The following is a 16,140-nucleotide window of genomic DNA, read 5'->3' on the forward strand; positions in this document are numbered from 1 at the left end:
TTTGAGTGTTTCTCGATCGCGCGCCGCGTCAAGGACGCCCTTCGGGCGCCGCTTCGCGGTGGCCTTCGGCCATCCTTGACCCGGCACCCGATCGAGAAAGATTTCGCCTATATCGGGGCGGCGGCGAGAGAGTGGCGCGGAGCTCCGTTGCTTGTTCGCTGACTGCGTAACTGTCATCTGAACAGCACAAATAGGTCGCGCCTGGGTACTCGATCGCATATAATAAGGCGCATGTACGAGACCGTCGAACACCTCCTCACAGGGCCGCCTCCGGGTGCGTCCGAGGCTGAGCTGGTCGACTGGATCGCTGGTCTCGAAGCGGTCAAGTGCACTGCCGAGGCTGTCCAAGCAGAAGCGGCAGTACGTCTCGACGAAGCCGTCCGCGCCCGCCAGGCCGAGGCCGGGGTTCCTGCCCGCAGGCTTGGCGAGGGTGTCGCTTCGCAGATCGCGTTGGCGCGGCGGGTCTCGCCCGAGAAGGGCGCCAAACTGCTCGGACTGGCGAAGATCCTGATCAACGAGATGCCGCACACCTTCGCGCTGATGAGAGCCGGACTGTTCTCGCAATGGCAGGCCACCATCCTCGCCCGCGAAACCGCGTGCCTCTCGCTCGATGACCGCAAGGTCATCGACTACGAACTCTGCGCCACAGGCCCGGGCGGTGAACCGGCTCGTGCGGTCTCGATGGGGCTACGCCAACTCGAGAACGCCGCCAAGAAACTCGCCATCACCCTCGACCAGGAATCCGTCGTCGCCCGGGCCGCGAACGCCGAGAAAGACCGCCGCGTCAGCCTGCGGCCGGCACCGGACACGATGACCTGGCTCGGTGCCCTGCTGCCGGTCAAGGACGGCGTCGCCGTCTTTGCCGCACTCGACCAAGCAGCCAAGACCGCTGCGGCTGCCGGTGACGAGCGGACCCGGGGCCAGGTCATGGCCGACACCCTCGTCGACCGGATCACCGGCCGTAGCACCACCGATGCGAAGCCTCGGATCGAAGTCAAGATCGTGATGACCGCCGACTCCCTCACCGGCGACGCGGATCAGCCGGCCATGGTCGAGGGCTACGGCCCCGTCCCAGCGACCTGGGCCCGCGACGCGCTCAACGACGCCGAGGTCTTCGTCCGTCGCCTGTTCACCGACCCTGCCGGTCGGCTGGTCGCGATGGAATCACGTGCCCGGAAGGCACCCGAGGGGCTCGCGGAGTTCATCGCCACCCGTGACGGCGGGATCTGTCGTACCAACGGCTGCGATGCCCCGATCCGCAACATCGACCACGTCGAACGCCACGCAGACGGCGGCGAAACCAGCGCCGAGAACCTCCAAGGACTGTGTGAAAGGTGCAACCAAGCCAAGGAAGCCCTCGGCTGGCAAGCCAGACCGGGACCCGACGGCAGCATCATCACGATCACACCCACGGGCCACACCTACATCAGCCCGCCACCCGACGCCTGGGCACAACCCCCACCAACCTGGTCCCGGGCCGAGTTCGGGCTGCGCGACGTACTCCTCGAACACACCCTCGCGGCCTGAGGCCCCAGGGTCCCGGAAACTTTCTTCGGATCGGTGCTTGACCTTGACGCTACGTCAGGGCTGCACGCTTCTTGCACGGCCCCAAACACGGGAGCCCGGGGAACACACCAACCGATCCAAGGGAGCACCATCATGAACAACCTCCTCAGCCGCCTCGTGGGTGACAAGAAGGACTGGAAGCGGATGGAGGCCCGTGCCGCCGAGCTTCCCGCGGACTACCGCACCGTCTATGGAGAGATGAAGAGCTACATGTGGCGCTTCACCGCCGGCGACGGCATGGACATCGTCGCCATCCTCCGCGAGATCCTCGATCTGTTCGAGACCGAAGCCGCCAACGGAACCTCCGTCATCGAGGTCACCGGCACCGACCTGGCCGCCTTCTGCGACGCACGGCTGCCCGAGCAGCACGACGCCTACCGCGCCAAGCTCCGCGCCAACCTCAACGAGGTCGCCCAGAAGCTGGCATGAGGTGTGGCGGGAAAACGTAAGAGCCCCGCTGGCGTCTCGGGTCACCAGCGGGGCAAGAACAATGTTGCCGCATCACCTAAGGGGTTGTCACCCCCTTTCGGCAAAATCTGCAGAATTTTGCATTGCAAGATCTTGGTAGGCCCGAAACGGCTCCAAGCGGCACCCGTCAGATGACCGTTCCGACGTCCTTGGCGACGATGTTGTCCATCGCGCGCTCGGCGACGGCGGCGATGGTCATCGACGGGTTGCACGCTCCCGTGGTGCCGGGGATGAGCGCGCCGTCGAGGACGTAGAGGCCGTCTTGGCCCTGTACTCGGCCGTCGAGATCGCAGACGGTGCCCATGTTGGCGCCGCCGAGCGGGTGCCAGGTGCTGTTGACGATGCTGTTGGTGTCGATCAGGGCGCCGAGGCTGCCGCTGATCTTCGAGACCCGCTCGTGGATGGCGCGATAGCTCGCCGAGTCGCCGCCGAAGGGGAAGCGGAGGCTCACCGAGTCGGTCAGCGAGCTGTAGCGGAAGCTGCCGCGGTCCGCGCTGACGCCGAACCCGACCAGCATCGTGGCGCCCAGGTCGAGGCCGAGGGGGAGTGGTGGCAGGGACGCCTGGATGACGGTGTTGGCCGTGGTCGGGTCGGACCAGTCCTGGCTCTGGTAGACGACGGGACCGCCCTGCGTACCGGTGAGGTTCTCGTCGAAGGGGCGCCACATGTAGATCCGGTCGCCGTTGGTGCCCCAGCCCTGGCCGAGCTTCTCGGGAAGGTCCGGGATGGTGTCGGTCGCCGCGGCGCGGACCAGGAGCTTGCTGGTGTTGAGCGAGCCGGCCGCCATGACCAGCGCGCGGGTGGTCAGGATCTTCTGCTCCACCACGTCGCCGGCGTCGTTGGTTCGGTCGACGTGGACCTCCCAGCGGCCGTCGGCGGCCCGGGCCACGCTCGTCACGTTGTGACGGGTGGCGACGTGCACCAGGCCGGTGGCCTCGGCCTGCTCGATGTAGGTGACGTCGACGGAGTGCTTGCCGCCGTTGTTGACGCCGAGGGCGCAGTCGCCGTTGGTGTAGGAGGGAGCCATCTCGCCGCGCAGCTCCGCGAGCGCGTAGGACCAGTCGATCGGCATCGGGATCTTCCGCAGGTCATAGCCGGCAGCCTCCACGCGCTCGCCGAACGTACGCGAGACCCGGTAGTTGTCCGAGGCGATCAGCTCGTCGGGCGCGGTCGCGGCGCCGAGCATGTTGGCCACGCGTGGGTAATGGACCCGGTCCATGAGCTCGTAGTCGAGCTCGTTCGGGAACCAGGTGTTGAAGACCTCGGCGGAGGGCTGCAGCGTCATGCCCTGGTAGACCAGAGAGCCACCGCCGACGCCGGCCGCGCACATGGCCAGCATGTTCTGGCCGAGGACGGGCTCGAGCAGGCCGACGTACGGGCCGAAGTTCAGGGGAGTGCCGAGCAGCCTCTGCAGCGGCTTGAGCGCCTCGGGCGCGGTGGTGTGGAACAGCACCCGCTTGTCGAGCGAGCGCACCGTCGGGAAGGTCTGCGCGTCCGGACCCGTCGGCCAGCGGCGGCCACGCTCGAGCACCGTGACCGGTACGCCGGCCTCGGCCAGCCGCAGCGCGGCCACGCCACCGCCGAACCCGGACCCGATGACGACCGCCCGGTGCTCCTCCCGCACCAGTCTTACGCGACGGGGCGAGGTGGCTGCGGCCGGACCGGCGAGCAGCCCGCTCGCAGCGGCACCGGCGGCACCCGCAGCACCGGCAAGGAACGTACGTCGTGAGGCTGAGGTCATGGTCAAGGGGACTCCCTCGGCTCGAGAATCATCGGTTACTGCCGCGTAAGAGTTGACGAACGGGCGAGGTGTGTCAAGGTTCACGGCCCTGTTCTGGACAACTGTGTCCGGAACGCGACACGTCCCGGAGGGCCCGGTACAGCAACGCAGGAGGCGCAACCACAGCCATGTAGGCTGACCGCACTTCCAACAGCTAAGGACGATCTGAACCCCGATGGACGGACCGCAACCCGGCCAATATCCATGCCCGCTGTGTGACTCGCGGCCGTACCAGTCGAGGTCGGTGCGATGACCGAGGTCCTGTTCATCCTCCTGGCGCTGCTGCTGGTCGCCGCCTGTGGTGTGTTCGTGGCCGCCGAGTTCTCCCTGGTCACGGTCGACCACTCCCAGGTGGAGATGGCCGCCGAGCAGGGTGACAAGCGCGCCCAGGGCGTGCTCCGCGCGATGAAGGAGCTCTCCAGCAACCTCTCCGGCGCCCAGGTCGGCATCACTGTGACCAACCTCGGCATCGGGTGGATGTCGGAGCCGGCGATCGCCGAGCTGATCGACGCGCCGCTGCTCTCCACCGGGCTGCCCGAGGGCGCGGTGCAGGCGATCGCGGTGGCCATCGCGCTGACCCTCTCCACGATCGTGACGATGCTCTTCGGTGAGCTCGTCCCCAAGAACCTCGCGCTGGCCCTGCCCCTGGAGACCGCGCGCGTCACCCAGGGTCCGATGCGGGCCTTCACCCGGCTCATGCGCGGCCCGATCAAGGTGCTCAACGGCACCGCCAACGCCATTGTGCGCCGCCTGGGCATGGAGCCGCAGGAGGAGCTGCGCTCGGCGCGCAGCTCGGCCGAGCTCTCCTCGCTGATCCAGCGCAGCGCCCACGAGGGCACCCTCGACGCCGACACCGCCGAGCTGATGGAGCGCTCGGTCGAGTTCGGCACCCGCACGGCGGGGGAGATCATGACCCCGCGCGTACGCGTCCACAGCCTCGACCACAACGACCGCGCCGAGGCGCTGATCGAGCTCACCCGGCGTACGGGCAACTCCCGCTTCCCTGTGCTCGACGACAACGAGGCCGTGGTCGGCACCGTGCACGTCAAGGCAGCCGTGGCGCTGCCGGTGCACGAGCGGCCCACAGCCAAGGTCAAGCACCTGATGGTGCCGTCGGTGGTCGTGCCCGACTCGCTGCGCCTGGACCCGCTGATGGCGCTGCTGCGCGCCGAGGGGTTCCAGCTGGCCGTGGTGCTCGACGAGTACGGCGACCAGGCCGGCATCGTCACCCTTGAGGACGTGATCGAGGAGATCGTCGGCGATATCGCAGACGAGCACGACCCGCTCAGCGCCCGCGCCCGGCTTCGCCGGGACGGCGGTTGGTCGCTGTCGGGGCTGCTGCGTCCCGACGAGGTCGAGGACATCACCGGCGTCGCACTGCCCGAGAGCGAGGACTACGACACCGTCGCCGGTCTGATGCTGAGCCTGCTGGGCCGCATTCCCGAGCCGGGAGCGAGCGCGGAGCTGACCGTGCCCGGAAACCCTCCGCCCGACTCCGACGATGATGACGTCTACGCGAGGTACGTGAAGTTGACGGTGGAGCTCATGGACGGGCGCAGGATCGACCGGATCTCGATGCAGGTGATCGGCTGATGAGCACGACCATGGGGCTTGTGCTCGGCCTGGTGCTGCTGCTCGCCAACGCCTTCTTCGTGGGCTCGGAGTTCGCCCTGGTCTCGGCCCGGCGCAGCCAGATCGAGCCGGCAGCCCAGGCCGGCTCGCAGATGGCCAGGATCACGCTGCGGGCGATGGAGAACATCAGCCTGATGATGGCCGGTGCCCAGCTGGGCATCACGGTCTGCTCGGTGCTGCTGCTGGCGATCACCGAGCCGGCGCTCGCCCACCTGCTCGAGCCCGGCTTCGACCTGATCGGTCTGCCCGAGGCGTTCCACCACCCGGTCGCGTTCGTGATCGCGATGCTCGTGGTCACCTACCTGCACGTGGTGGTGGGCGAGATGGTGCCGAAGAACATCGCACTGGCCGGCCCCGACAAGGCCGCTCTCGTCCTCGGGCCCGCCATCTACGCGGTCGTCTACGTGCTGCGCCCGATCATCGTCGCGTTCAACTACGTCGCCAACGCCTGCATCCGGGCGCTCGGCATCGAGCCCAAGGACGAGGTGAGCTCCGCCTTCACCCGCGCGGAGGTGGCCGCCATGGTCGAGGAGTCCCGCGGCGAAGGACTCCTGGAGGAGGACGAGTACGGCCGCCTGGCCGGAGCGCTCGGCTTCACCGAGAAGACGGTCGCCAAGGTCACCATCCCGATCTCCGACTGGACGATCGTGCCGCGCGGCGCCTCGGGCTCCGACATCGAGGCGGTGTGCGCCTCGACCGGCTACAGCCGGTTCCCTGTCGCGGGCGACAACGGCGACCTGGTCGGCTACCTGCACATCAAGGACGTACTCGAGCCCGATGACGTACGCCGCCGGCAGCCCGTCCAGAACAAGTGGATCCGCCCGTTCGCGACGGTCACTCCCGACGACGCGCTCCACGAGACGCTCGAGACCCTGCAGCGCCGCGGCGCCCACCTGGCCCGGGTCGTCCGTGAGGACGGCAGCACCATCGGGCTGGCGACACTGGAGGACGTCATCGAGGAGCTGGTCGGCGAGATCCGCGACGCCGCCCACGCCGACGACTCCACACCCACCGACTAGGGTTGGCTCGTGCCGCGTCTGGTGACCAAGGAGAGCCCGCAGATGCCCAACCGTCGATCCGGTGATCCCCGCCTGCAACATGGCCGGGACACGCGGCGACCCCGGGGCGCGGCCGACCGCAACCAGCCCGTGCTCGGCAAGCTGCTCAGCATCCTGAGGCTCGTCTACGCGCCGGTGATGCTGTGGGCGGTGATGATCGCCGAGGACGACACGATCGCGATTTCCGCGTTCGGTCTCGCGATCGTCACCGACCTGCTCGACAGCTGGCTGAACCGCAAGCAGCTCGGCCGCCGCCGCTCGGGCGAGCTGCTCGACGTGGTGGCCAACACCGTCTTCGTCCTGGCCGCGACGCTCGCGCTCTGGCAGATCGACGTGATCCCGTGGCCGATCGCGCTGCTGGTGCCGCTGCGGCTCGTCGGCCTGCTGGCGATGATCCCGGCGCTGCGCAGCCGTGGGGTGCGTACGCTGCCCGTCCATCTCCTCGGCAAGGTGGCCGCCTTCTGCATGCTGGCCTCCTTCCCGCTGCTCTACCTCAGCCACGGCATCCCCGAGACCCTCGACCTCGGCCTGGAGCCCAGCCTGCCCATCCAGGTGGCGCAGGCCTTCGGCTGGGCCTTCGCGCTGTGGGGGATCCTCCTGCTGTGGTGGAGCCTGGTCCTCTACGCCCAGGAGGCGCGGCGCCTGATGGCCACCACGCCTCCGCTGGAGAAGGGCGGGGCGACCCGTGCCTGACCAGATCCCTGGCTCCGAGGACCCGCGCGCCTACGTCACCAAGCCACTGCTCGACCGCATCACCGACCAGGCGATCGACTCCGACTACATGGCCGCCGCCGCGCGGCGCGAGCCCACGGGGGAGGAGCCGACGCGGCTTCGCCGGCCGGGCGTGTGGGCGATGGTGGTCGTCGGGCTCTTCGCGCTGCTGGCCACGACCGCCGCGGTGCAGACCTCCCGCAACGAGGACATCCGCCAGACCAGCAGGCAGGTCCTGGTCGACCGCATCGAGCAGCGCCAGGACCGGATCTCCGACCTGCACAAGCAGATCTCCAAGCTGAGTGAGGCCAACCAGAGCAGCGAGTCGGCCCTCAACGCGCTCGGGCTGCGGGCCGAGGCGGCGTCCTCCACGGCCGCGGCGACCGCGGAGGAGACCGGGTTCGCCCCGGTGACCGGCTCGGGGATCAGGATCACGATCGACAACGCCGCCGACGGCAGCGAGGGCGGCACCGTCCGCGATTACGATCTCGCCGTGATCGTCAACGGACTGTGGCAGGCGGGCGCGACCGCCGTCGCCGTCGACGGCCAGCGGGTCACCCCGCGCAGCGGCGTGATCACCTCCGGTGCCGCCCTCCGGATGAACGACGTCTCGCTCTCCCCGCCCTACGAGGTCACGGCCATCGGCGACACGCGTACGCTGGCCGCACGCTTCGCCGAGACGGTCTCCGGCGCGATGATTCACACCACGACGCAGGACTACGGGATGCCCTACGACGTCGAGAACATCGACCGGCTCACCCTTCCCGCGGCGCCGCCTGATCTGCTGGAGTTGACCCACCTCGAGGCCAAGTCCAAGGGCAAGGGCACCCAGGGCTCCGAGAAGCCCACCGACAACACCGACGAAGACTCAGAAGAGAACAGCGAAGGGGACCGCGAAGAATGATCGCCGTCATCGGCCTAGTGATCGGCATCGTGCTGGGACTGTTCTTCCAGCCCGAGGTGCCTATCGGCCTGGCGCCTTACCTGCCGATCGCCGTCGTCGCCGCGCTGGACGCCGTCTTCGGCGCGCTGCGCGCGTTCATGGACGGCATCTTCGACGACAAGGTCTTCGTCGTCTCGTTCATCAGCAACGTCGTCATCGCCGCCGGCATCGTCTACCTCGGTGACCGCCTCGGCGTCGGCGGCCAACTGTCCACCGGCGTCATCGTCGTCCTCGGCATCCGCATCTTCACCAACGTCGCAGCCATCCGGAGGCACATCTTCCATGCCTGACCGGAAGCGCAGACCACCGGTGAAACGGACCGCGGCCAAGCGGACCCCTGCGAAGAAGGCACCGGCGAAGAAGCCCGCCGAGCCTGCGGAGGAGACCGTCACCGAGACGGTCACCGATGATGGCGCCACGCCGGAGGCCACAGACGTTGGTACGCCGCCTGCTGAGCAGGCAACCGCTGAGACTGTAGAGACGACCGACGCCGCTGAGGCCGAGGAGCCGTCGGAGGCGGACGTGCCCGACGAGGCCACGTCCGATGAATCTGCGTCCGATGAATCTGCGTCCGATGAGGCTGTCGCCGAGCCTGAGGAGACGGTGGCCGAGGAGTCGGACGACGCCGGCGTCGCGGAGGACGAGTCGGTCGAGCCCGCCGACAAGGCGGACGACGTCGAGCCTGTCGAGCCCGCTGAGCCTGCCGAGTCTGTCGAGTCGGCGGACGCCGAGGAGCCGGCCGCCGAGGACGTCGAGAAGACCGACGAGCCCGCTGTGGTCACAGAGCCCGACGAGGTCGAGGACACGGCTGCAGACGAGCAGACCGAACAGGCCGATGAGGCCAAGGAGTCCGAGGAGCCCGAGGAGGAGCCGGCGCCGCTGGTCGGCCGGGCGCGGCTCTTCGACGCACTCACCCACTTCCGGCGCGGCCAGGTGGCCGTGGCGGTCCTGCTCTGCGTACTCGGCTACGCCGCCGTGGTGCAGGTCCAGACGAACACCGAGGACTCGACGTACGCCGGTCTGCGCGAGCAGGAGCTGATCGACATCCTCTCCGGCCTGGCCGGCACCACGCAGAAGGCCCAGGAGCAGCTCGAGGAGCTCGAGGGGACCCGCGACGAGCTCGAGGACCAGACCCTCCAGCAGCAGACCGCGCTCCAGCGCGCAGAGGAGCAGGTCGACACGCTCCGGGTGATCGCCGGGACGGTGCCGGTCAGCGGTCCGGGAATCACGATCGAGATCGACCCCGGTGCCGACCCGCTGCGGCTGACCGCGCTCCTCGACCTGATCGAGGAGCTGCGTACGAGCGGTGCCGAGGCGATGGAGATCGAGGGGGCCGACGGCGAGGCCGTACGCCTGGTCGCGTCGTCCTCGATCGAGGTCAGCCAGCCCGCTGAGGGACTCAACGTGGGCGGCGAGCTGATCAGCCCGCCCTATCGCCTCCAGGTGATCGGCCCGCCCGACACGCTGGCCGGCGCGATCGACTTCTACCAGGGCCCGCAGGACCAGCTCGAGGAGCAGGGCGCTGAGGTCAAGGTGGAGTCGGAGGAGAAGATCGACATCGAGTCGATTCACACCGTGTCCCGCTGAAGGTTTCGTCGGTGCGGCGCAGTAGGGTTTCGACAACCGGCTCGCGGGACGATCTTCCGCGGCCAGACCAGTACGCCTGATGAGGAGATGGCCGTGTACCCCGAGGACCTGAAGTACACCAGCGAGCACGAGTGGCTGCGCAACCCTGGCGAGACCGAGGGCTCCGTACGGATCGGGATCACCAACTACGCCCAGGACGCCCTCGGCGACATCGTCTACGTGTCGATGCCGGCCGTCGGCGACACGATCAAGTCGGGCGAGAGCTGCGGCGAGCTCGAGTCGACCAAGTCGGTCAGCGACATCTACGCGCCGATCTCCGGCGAGGTCGTCGCGGTCAACGGATCGCTCGACGCCACGCCCGAGCTGGTCAACGACGACCCCTACGGCGGGGGCTGGCTGTTCGAGGTCGCGCCGTCGGATCCTGCCGAGCTGGAGAGCCTCCTCGACGCCGCGGCGTACGAGGCATCACTCGACGCGTAACTCAACCGAACACCTGGGCCGACCTGATAGGTTGCGGATACCATCCCTCAACGTTCACTTGAGGGTAGGTGTCCGGCCCTCGATGAACCTGGAGCTCAAAAATGTCCGTGTGCCCCGCCTGCGGCAGTCAGAACCCCGACGAAGCGCGGTTCTGCTCGCAGTGTGGCGTAAGCCTGACCGGGACCGACCAGACCTCGACGATTCAGCTCGGGGCTGACGCCGACACCTCCGACCGGCTGCTCAGCCCCGTCGAGGCGGCCACGGTCGAGGCCCTGCCGCCAGGCAACGGCATGCTGGTCGTGCAGCGTGGTCCCGGAGCCGGAAGCCGCTTCCTGCTCGACCAGGACACCGTGGTCGCGGGTCGTCACCCGGAGAGCGACATCTTCCTCGACGACGTCACCGTCTCGCGTCGCCACGCGGAGTTCGCGCGCACCGGCGACACCTTCGAGGTCTCCGACGTCGGCAGCCTCAACGGCACCTACGTCAACCGCGACCGGATCGAGAAGGTCGTCCTCAAGGACGGCGACGAGGTCCAGGTCGGGAAGTTCCGGCTCGTCTTCTACGCCGGGCACGAAGGGGCGTAGCCGATGGCCGCCGCCGCGATGCCTGACCCTCAACGGCCGGCTAGCGACTCGGGGGAGCGGCTCAACATCGGGCAGGTCCTGGATCAGCTGCGTCCGGACTTTCCCACGGTCACGATCCCCAAGATCCGGTTTCTCGAGGACAAGGGACTGATCAAGCCGGAGCGTACGCCCGCGGGCTACCGCAAGTTCTCCCGCCGCGATGTCGAGCGGCTGCGCTATGTCCTGAGAATGCAGCGCGACCACTACCTGCCGCTCAAGGTCATCGGCGAGCACCTCGACGCGATCGACCGGGGCCTCGAGCCGCCGGCGATCGAGGCGACGGTGCCCACGGTCCCGACGGTGGCCCTGACGCCCAGCGGCGCGCCGGGGGCGGAGTCCTTCCGGCGTACGGACAACATGCGGATCTCGCGGCGCGAGCTCCTCAAGGTGGCCGAGGTCGACGACGCGCTGCTGACCGAGCTGGAGAAGATGGCGCTGGTGGTGCCGCTGCGCAGCGGCCACTACGACACCGACGCTCTCGCGATCGCGCGCACGGCCAAGGAGCTGGCCGAGTTCGGCATCGAGCCTCGTCATCTGCGCGGAATGAAGGCCGCCGCCGACCGCGAGGTCGGTCTCATCGAGCAGATCGTGGCGCCGCTGCGGCGCCCCGGGAACGCCGGAGCCCAGGGCCGGGCCGAGGAGATCGGCAGCGAGATCGCCTCCTTGGCGGTCCGTCTGCACGCCACCTTGGTGAAGTCGGGACTGCGCGACCGCTGACTCGGTTCATATCGCCGGTCAACCGGGCTGCTGTCGCGACCCGGAGGCGGGTAGGGTGGATGCATGCGCGAGGTCGATGTGCTCGGAGTCCGAGTGGAGATGCCCTCCAACCAGCCGATCGTGCTGTTGCGCGAGGTTGCGGGTGAGCGATACCTGCCCATCTGGATCGGCGCGGTGGAGGCGACCGCGATCGCTTTCGCCCAGCAGGGCGTGGTGCCGCCGCGGCCGCTGACCCACGACCTGCTCAAGGACGTGCTGGAGGCGACCGGCAACGAGTTGACCGAGGTGCAGATCACCTCGGTCACCGACCGTGTCTTCTACGCCAACCTGGTCTTCGCCTCGGGCGTCGAGGTGAGCGCGCGGCCCTCGGACTCGATCGCGCTGGCGCTGCGTACGGGGACCAAGATCGTGGTCTCCGACGATGTCCTCGACGAGGCGGGGCTCGCTGTCCCGGCCGAGCAGGAGGACGAGATCGAGAAGTTCCGGGAGTTCCTCGACGAGATCACGCCCGAGGACTTCGAGTCCCATTGACCGGAAACCCTCAGGTTCAACCTGAGGGTTAGGCCCGGCGACACGCCGGAGGGGTTCTTTGACCAGGGCCCTTGCGACGCTTACCTTGTAGTTGTCTCTGTTGTAACTCCAACGATGTGGTCCCCCCGCCGCAGCCGTTCATTCCCCGAGTGGAGTTACGCACAACGGAGTAGACGATGGAGGACATCGTGTTCGACCACGAACAGAAGCCCGGCCACGGCGCCGACGACGCGCAACGCGCGGCGGAGCAGGCTGACGAGCAGGGCCTTCTCTTCACCGACGATGTCTCGACCCTGCCCAGCGACACCGGTTACCGCGGCCCGACGGCCTGCAACGCGGCCGGGATCAGCTACCGCCAGCTCGACTACTGGGCCCGCACCGGGCTCGTCGAGCCGAGTGTGCGCGGGGCCACCGGCTCCGGCACCCAGCGGCTCTACTCCTTCCGCGACATCCTGATCCTCAAGGTCATCAAGCGACTCCTCGACGCAGGCATCTCGCTGCAGCAGATCCGCGCTGCCGTGCAGCACCTGCGTGAGCGGGGCACCGACGACCTGACCCGCGTGACCCTGATGAGCGACGGCGCCTCGGTCTACGAGTGCACCAGCAACGACGAGGTCATCGACCTGCTCCAGGGCGGGCAGGGCGTCTTCGGCATCGCCATCGGTGGCGTGTGGCGCGAGATCGAGGGCACCCTCTCCGAGCTCCCCAGCGAGCGTGCGGCCGACGACGGCGAGCAGGTCGCCCCCATGTCTGACGAGCTCTCCGCCCGCCGCGCGGCGCGCAACGCCGGGTGAAGTAAACCTCACGTAACACTCGACCCCGAGACCCCGCTGAGGCGGGGGCTCGGGGTCGAGTCGTTTATGCTGGTGGTGCTGACCATCCCGCACGGGAGAGCTCCTCTCGAAGGGGCGCCGAAGGGGCAATTCCTCCCCGGAAACTCTCAGGCATCCACGACTGTGCGGACCAGGCAACTCTGAAGCGGCGCAGGTGCGGTGACAGAGGGGGAGGGCGTACGAGTTGTCTTAGATGCCCTCAGGAGCCCTTGTGTCCGACACGCCCACTCTGTCCGAGCTCGACGCCGCCTCCCCGTTCGTGGAGCGCCACGTCGGACTCTCGGCCGCCGACGAGGCGACCATGCTCGCGCGGCTCGGGTACGACTCGGTAGCAGCGATGATGGACGCCGCCGTCCCGGCCGGGATCCGCTCGGTCGAGTCGCTGGACCTGCCGGCCGCGCTGAGCGAGGCGCAGGTCGCGTCGCTGGCGCGGGAGATCGCCGCCTCCAACAAGCCCGGCGAGGCGATGATCGGGCTCGGCTACCACGCCACCGTGACACCGCCGGTGATCCGTCGCAACGTGCTCGAGGACCCGAGCTGGTACACCGCCTACACGCCCTACCAGCCCGAGATCTCCCAGGGCCGCCTCGAGGCGCTCATCAACTTCCAGACCATGGTCGGCGACCTGACCGGCCTCCCGGTCGCCAACTCCTCGCTCCTGGACGAGGGCACCGCGGCCGCCGAGGCGCTGGCGCTGGTCCACCGGGCCAACCGCAAGGGATCCGGTCCGTTCGTCATCGACGCCGACGCCCTGCCGCAGTCGATCGAGGTCGTGAAGGTGCGCGCCGAGGCGATGGGCCTCGAGGTCGTCGTGGCCGACCTCTCGCAGGGTCTGCCCGAGGGTGACGCGATCGGCGTGCTGGTGCAGTACCCCGGCGCCTCCGGTCGCGTGCCCGACCTCAAGTCGGTCATCGACGCGGCCCATGAGCGGGGTGCGCTGGCCGTCGTGGCCGCGGACCTGCTCGCTCTCACCGTCCTGGAGGCGCCCGGCACCCTCGGCGCCGACGTCGTCGTCGGCTCGACGCAGCGCTTCGGCATCCCGCTCTTCTACGGCGGCCCGCACGCCGGCTACATGGCTGTCCACGAGGGGATCGAGCGGCACCTGCCCGGTCGTCTCGTCGGCGTCTCCGTCGATGCCGAGGGGCGGCCTGCGTACCGTCTCGCTCTTCAGACCCGCGAGCAGCACATCCGCCGGGAGAAGGCGACCTCCAACATCTGCACCGCGCAGGTGCTGCTGGCCGTCGGCGCTTCCATGTACGCCGTCTACCACGGCCCCGCCGGGCTGCGGACGATCGCGACCCGCACCCACCGCTACGCCGCCGTCCTGGCCGCCGCGCTCAAGTCGGCCGGGCTCCCGCTGGTCTCGGAGACGTTCTTCGACACGCTGGGTGTCACCGTCCCCGGCAGGGCGGCCGATGTCGTCACCGCGGCGCGTCGTTTCGGCGTACATCTTCGTCTCGTGGACGCCGACACCGTCGGCATCTCGACCTCGGAGGCGACCACCCGCTCGACCCTGTCGGCTGTGCTCAACGCCTTCGGTGTCTCGGGTGCGGACCTGGACGAGATCGACCGCACCACGGCCAGCGCGCTGCCCGACGGCCTGCTGCGCACCACCGACTACCTCACCCACGAGGTCTTCAACGCGCACCACAGCGAGACCCAGATGCTGCGCTACCTGCACAAGCTGGCGGCACGCGACTACGCGCTCGACAAGGGCATGATCCCGCTCGGCTCGTGCACGATGAAGCTCAACGCGACCACCGAGATGGAGCCGATCTCTCTGCCCGGCTTCGCCGACCTGCACCCGTTCGTGCCCGCCGAGGACGCCGCCGGCTACACGCGTCTGGTCGGGGAGCTCGAGGGGTGGCTGGCCGAGGTCACCGGCTACGACGAGGTCTCCATCCAGCCCAACGCCGGCTCGCAGGGTGAGTTCGCCGGCCTGATGGCGATCCGCGGCTACCTGGACGCCCAGGGCCAGGGTCACCGCAAGATCTGCCTGATGCCTTCCTCCGCGCACGGCACCAACGCCGCCTCGGCCGTGATGGCCGGGATGAAGGTCGAGGTCGTGAAGTCGTCCGAGGACGGCACCGTCGACCTCGACGACCTGCGGGCGAAGCTCGACGCCCACGGCGAGAACGTCGCCGCGATCATGGTGACCTACCCCTCGACCCACGGGGTCTACGAGGAGGGCATCACCGAGGTCTGCTCGCTGGTGCACGAGGCCGGCGGCCAGGTCTACATCGACGGCGCCAACTTCAACGCGCTCCTGGGCTACGCCAAGCCCGGCGAGTTCGGCGGCGACGTCTCCCACCTCAACCTGCACAAGACCTTCTGCATCCCGCACGGCGGTGGCGGCCCGGGCGTCGGTCCGGTCGCGGTCCGCTCCCACCTGGCGCCCTACCTGCCCTCGCACTCCCTGCACCCGGACACCTCGAAGCGCTCGGGCATCGGCGCCATCTCGGCGGCTCCGTACGGCTCGGCCGGCATCCTGCCGATCTCGTGGGCGTACGTCCGGCTCATGGGCGCCGAGGGTCTGACCCGGGCGACGTCCGCCGCGGTGCTGTCGGCCAACTATGTGGCCTCGCGCCTCAACGAGCACTTCCCGGTGCTCTACCGTGGCGAGACCGGCCTGGTCGCGCACGAGTGCATCCTCGACCTGCGGCCGATCACGAAGGAGACCGGTGTCAGCGTCGACGACGTCGCCAAGCGGCTCATCGACTACGGCTTCCACGCCCCGACGATGTCCTTCCCGGTCGCCGGCACGCTCATGGTCGAGCCCACCGAGTCCGAGGACCTCGGCGAGCTGGACCGGTTCATCGAAGCGATGATCGCGATCAAGGGCGAGATCGACCGGGTCGCCTCGGGTGAGTGGACCGCCGAGACCTCGGTCCTGCGCGGTGCCCCGCACACCTCTCGTGCCCTCGTCGGCGACTGGGACCGCGCCTACTCGCGCGAGGAGGCCGTCTTCCCGCGCGGCATCGACCCCGACAAGTACTGGCCCCCGGTGGCCCGCATCGACAACACCTACGGCGACCGCAACCTGGTCTGCTCCTGCCCGCCCGTGGAGTCCTTCGCCGAGTGACCTCCCGCCGAGTCGGCGCGTCATGACGAGCCGACTCGGCGGGGGTTTTGGTCAGTGTGGGGGGTAGTTGGGTGTTTAGGTAAAGGGGGGGGGAGGGGGAGAGTGTATTTAAGAAAGTGTTTTTATGGG

The 16,140-nt window shown here is 68.8% G+C and carries 15 protein-coding genes and 1 riboswitch; of the genes, 14 read left to right on the top strand and 1 reads right to left on the bottom strand.

Going from position 1 to position 16,140, the window contains the following annotated elements; genetic code table 11:
* Nucleotides 1-231: 231 nt before the first annotated feature.
* Together ABZU72_RS20060 and ABZU72_RS20065 are read left to right on the top strand one after the other, a co-directional pair.
* Nucleotides 232-1,527 carry a DUF222 domain-containing protein gene (locus ABZU72_RS20060; RefSeq protein ID WP_355020583.1) on the top strand — a complete coding sequence of 432 codons (1,296 nt, stop codon included), beginning with the start codon at nt 232-234 and terminating at the stop codon, nt 1,525-1,527.
* Nucleotides 1,528-1,659: 132 nt separating this feature from the next.
* Nucleotides 1,660-1,995, top strand: a complete 336-nt coding sequence (locus ABZU72_RS20065) for a DUF1048 domain-containing protein (RefSeq protein WP_355020584.1) — start codon at nt 1,660-1,662, stop codon at nt 1,993-1,995.
* A 166-nt stretch (nt 1,996-2,161) separates the two neighbouring features.
* On the opposite strand, the gene ABZU72_RS20070 is transcribed toward ABZU72_RS20065, so the two are convergent.
* Nucleotides 2,162-3,775, bottom strand: a complete 1,614-nt coding sequence (locus ABZU72_RS20070) for a GMC oxidoreductase (RefSeq protein ID WP_355020596.1) — start codon at nt 3,773-3,775, stop codon at nt 2,162-2,164.
* 288 nt (nt 3,776-4,063) lie between these two features.
* Between ABZU72_RS20070 and ABZU72_RS20075 the strand changes: the two genes are divergently transcribed.
* From ABZU72_RS20075 to gcvP, 12 genes are all read left to right on the top strand, one after another.
* On the top strand, nt 4,064-5,407 hold the full coding sequence (locus ABZU72_RS20075) for a hemolysin family protein (protein WP_355020585.1): 1,344 nt from the start codon (nt 4,064-4,066) through the stop codon (nt 5,405-5,407).
* Nucleotides 5,407-6,465, top strand: coding sequence for a hemolysin family protein (locus tag ABZU72_RS20080; protein ID WP_355020586.1), 1,059 nt, complete (start codon nt 5,407-5,409; stop codon nt 6,463-6,465). Before ABZU72_RS20075 ends, ABZU72_RS20080 begins: the two co-directional genes overlap by 1 nt.
* 9 nt (nt 6,466-6,474) lie before the next feature.
* Entirely contained in the window at nt 6,475-7,197 is a 723-nt protein-coding gene (locus ABZU72_RS20085) for a CDP-alcohol phosphatidyltransferase family protein (RefSeq protein ID WP_355020587.1), read from the top strand.
* Nucleotides 7,190-8,119, top strand: a complete 930-nt coding sequence (locus tag ABZU72_RS20090; protein ID WP_355020588.1) for a DUF881 domain-containing protein — start codon at nt 7,190-7,192, stop codon at nt 8,117-8,119. Before ABZU72_RS20085 ends, ABZU72_RS20090 begins: the two co-directional genes overlap by 8 nt.
* Complete coding sequence (locus ABZU72_RS20095) at nt 8,116-8,448, top strand: small basic family protein (protein ID WP_355020589.1); 333 nt, start codon at nt 8,116-8,118, stop codon at nt 8,446-8,448. The genes ABZU72_RS20090 and ABZU72_RS20095 overlap by 4 nt, the downstream gene beginning before the upstream one ends.
* Nucleotides 8,441-9,745 carry a DUF881 domain-containing protein gene (locus ABZU72_RS20100; RefSeq protein WP_355020590.1) on the top strand — a complete coding sequence of 435 codons (1,305 nt, stop codon included), beginning with the start codon at nt 8,441-8,443 and terminating at the stop codon, nt 9,743-9,745. Before ABZU72_RS20095 ends, ABZU72_RS20100 begins: the two co-directional genes overlap by 8 nt.
* A gap of 93 nt (nt 9,746-9,838) precedes the next feature.
* On the top strand, nt 9,839-10,225 hold the full coding sequence (gcvH, locus tag ABZU72_RS20105; RefSeq protein WP_355020591.1) for a glycine cleavage system protein GcvH: 387 nt from the start codon (nt 9,839-9,841) through the stop codon (nt 10,223-10,225).
* 101 nt (nt 10,226-10,326) lie between these two features.
* Nucleotides 10,327-10,809 carry an FHA domain-containing protein gene (locus ABZU72_RS20110; protein ID WP_355020592.1) on the top strand — a complete coding sequence of 161 codons (483 nt, stop codon included), beginning with the start codon at nt 10,327-10,329 and terminating at the stop codon, nt 10,807-10,809.
* Nucleotides 10,810-10,812: 3 nt separating this feature from the next.
* A complete protein-coding gene (locus ABZU72_RS20115; protein ID WP_350658248.1) occupies nt 10,813-11,565 on the top strand; it encodes a MerR family transcriptional regulator in 753 nt (250 codons plus the stop codon).
* A 63-nt stretch (nt 11,566-11,628) separates the two neighbouring features.
* Nucleotides 11,629-12,096, top strand: coding sequence for a bifunctional nuclease family protein (locus ABZU72_RS20120; RefSeq protein WP_355020593.1), 468 nt, complete (start codon nt 11,629-11,631; stop codon nt 12,094-12,096).
* A gap of 176 nt (nt 12,097-12,272) precedes the next feature.
* The gene (locus tag ABZU72_RS20125) at nt 12,273-12,890 is read left to right on the top strand and encodes a MerR family transcriptional regulator (protein ID WP_355020594.1); all 618 of its coding nucleotides are present in this window, start codon (nt 12,273-12,275) and stop codon (nt 12,888-12,890) included.
* 82 nt (nt 12,891-12,972) lie between these two features.
* Nucleotides 12,973-13,063: riboswitch (glycine riboswitch) on the top strand.
* Nucleotides 13,064-13,140: 77 nt separating this feature from the next.
* On the top strand, nt 13,141-16,011 hold the full coding sequence (gene gcvP, locus ABZU72_RS20130) for an aminomethyl-transferring glycine dehydrogenase (RefSeq protein WP_355020595.1): 2,871 nt from the start codon (nt 13,141-13,143) through the stop codon (nt 16,009-16,011).
* Nucleotides 16,012-16,140 lie beyond the last annotated feature (129 nt).

This window comes from Nocardioides sp. NPDC004968 (genome assembly GCF_040608935.1).
Classification (GTDB): domain Bacteria; phylum Actinomycetota; class Actinomycetes; order Propionibacteriales; family Nocardioidaceae; genus Nocardioides.

Bases quoted from the DNA above. Each gene is read 5' to 3' on its own strand.
- ABZU72_RS20060 (WP_355020583.1), top strand. From the start codon at position 232: ATGTACGAGACCGTCGAACACCTCCTCACAGGGCCGCCTCCGGGTGCG.
- ABZU72_RS20065 (WP_355020584.1), top strand. From the start codon at position 1,660: ATGAACAACCTCCTCAGCCGCCTCGTGGGTGACAAGAAGGACTGGAAG.
- ABZU72_RS20070 (WP_355020596.1), bottom strand. From the start codon at position 3,775: ATGACCTCAGCCTCACGACGTACGTTCCTTGCCGGTGCTGCGGGTGCC.
- ABZU72_RS20075 (WP_355020585.1), top strand. From the start codon at position 4,064: ATGACCGAGGTCCTGTTCATCCTCCTGGCGCTGCTGCTGGTCGCCGCC.
- ABZU72_RS20080 (WP_355020586.1), top strand. From the start codon at position 5,407: ATGAGCACGACCATGGGGCTTGTGCTCGGCCTGGTGCTGCTGCTCGCC.
- ABZU72_RS20095 (WP_355020589.1), top strand. From the start codon at position 8,116: ATGATCGCCGTCATCGGCCTAGTGATCGGCATCGTGCTGGGACTGTTC.
- ABZU72_RS20100 (WP_355020590.1), top strand. From the start codon at position 8,441: ATGCCTGACCGGAAGCGCAGACCACCGGTGAAACGGACCGCGGCCAAG.
- ABZU72_RS20110 (WP_355020592.1), top strand. From the start codon at position 10,327: ATGTCCGTGTGCCCCGCCTGCGGCAGTCAGAACCCCGACGAAGCGCGG.
- ABZU72_RS20115 (WP_350658248.1), top strand. From the start codon at position 10,813: ATGGCCGCCGCCGCGATGCCTGACCCTCAACGGCCGGCTAGCGACTCG.
- ABZU72_RS20120 (WP_355020593.1), top strand. From the start codon at position 11,629: ATGCGCGAGGTCGATGTGCTCGGAGTCCGAGTGGAGATGCCCTCCAAC.
- ABZU72_RS20125 (WP_355020594.1), top strand. From the start codon at position 12,273: ATGGAGGACATCGTGTTCGACCACGAACAGAAGCCCGGCCACGGCGCC.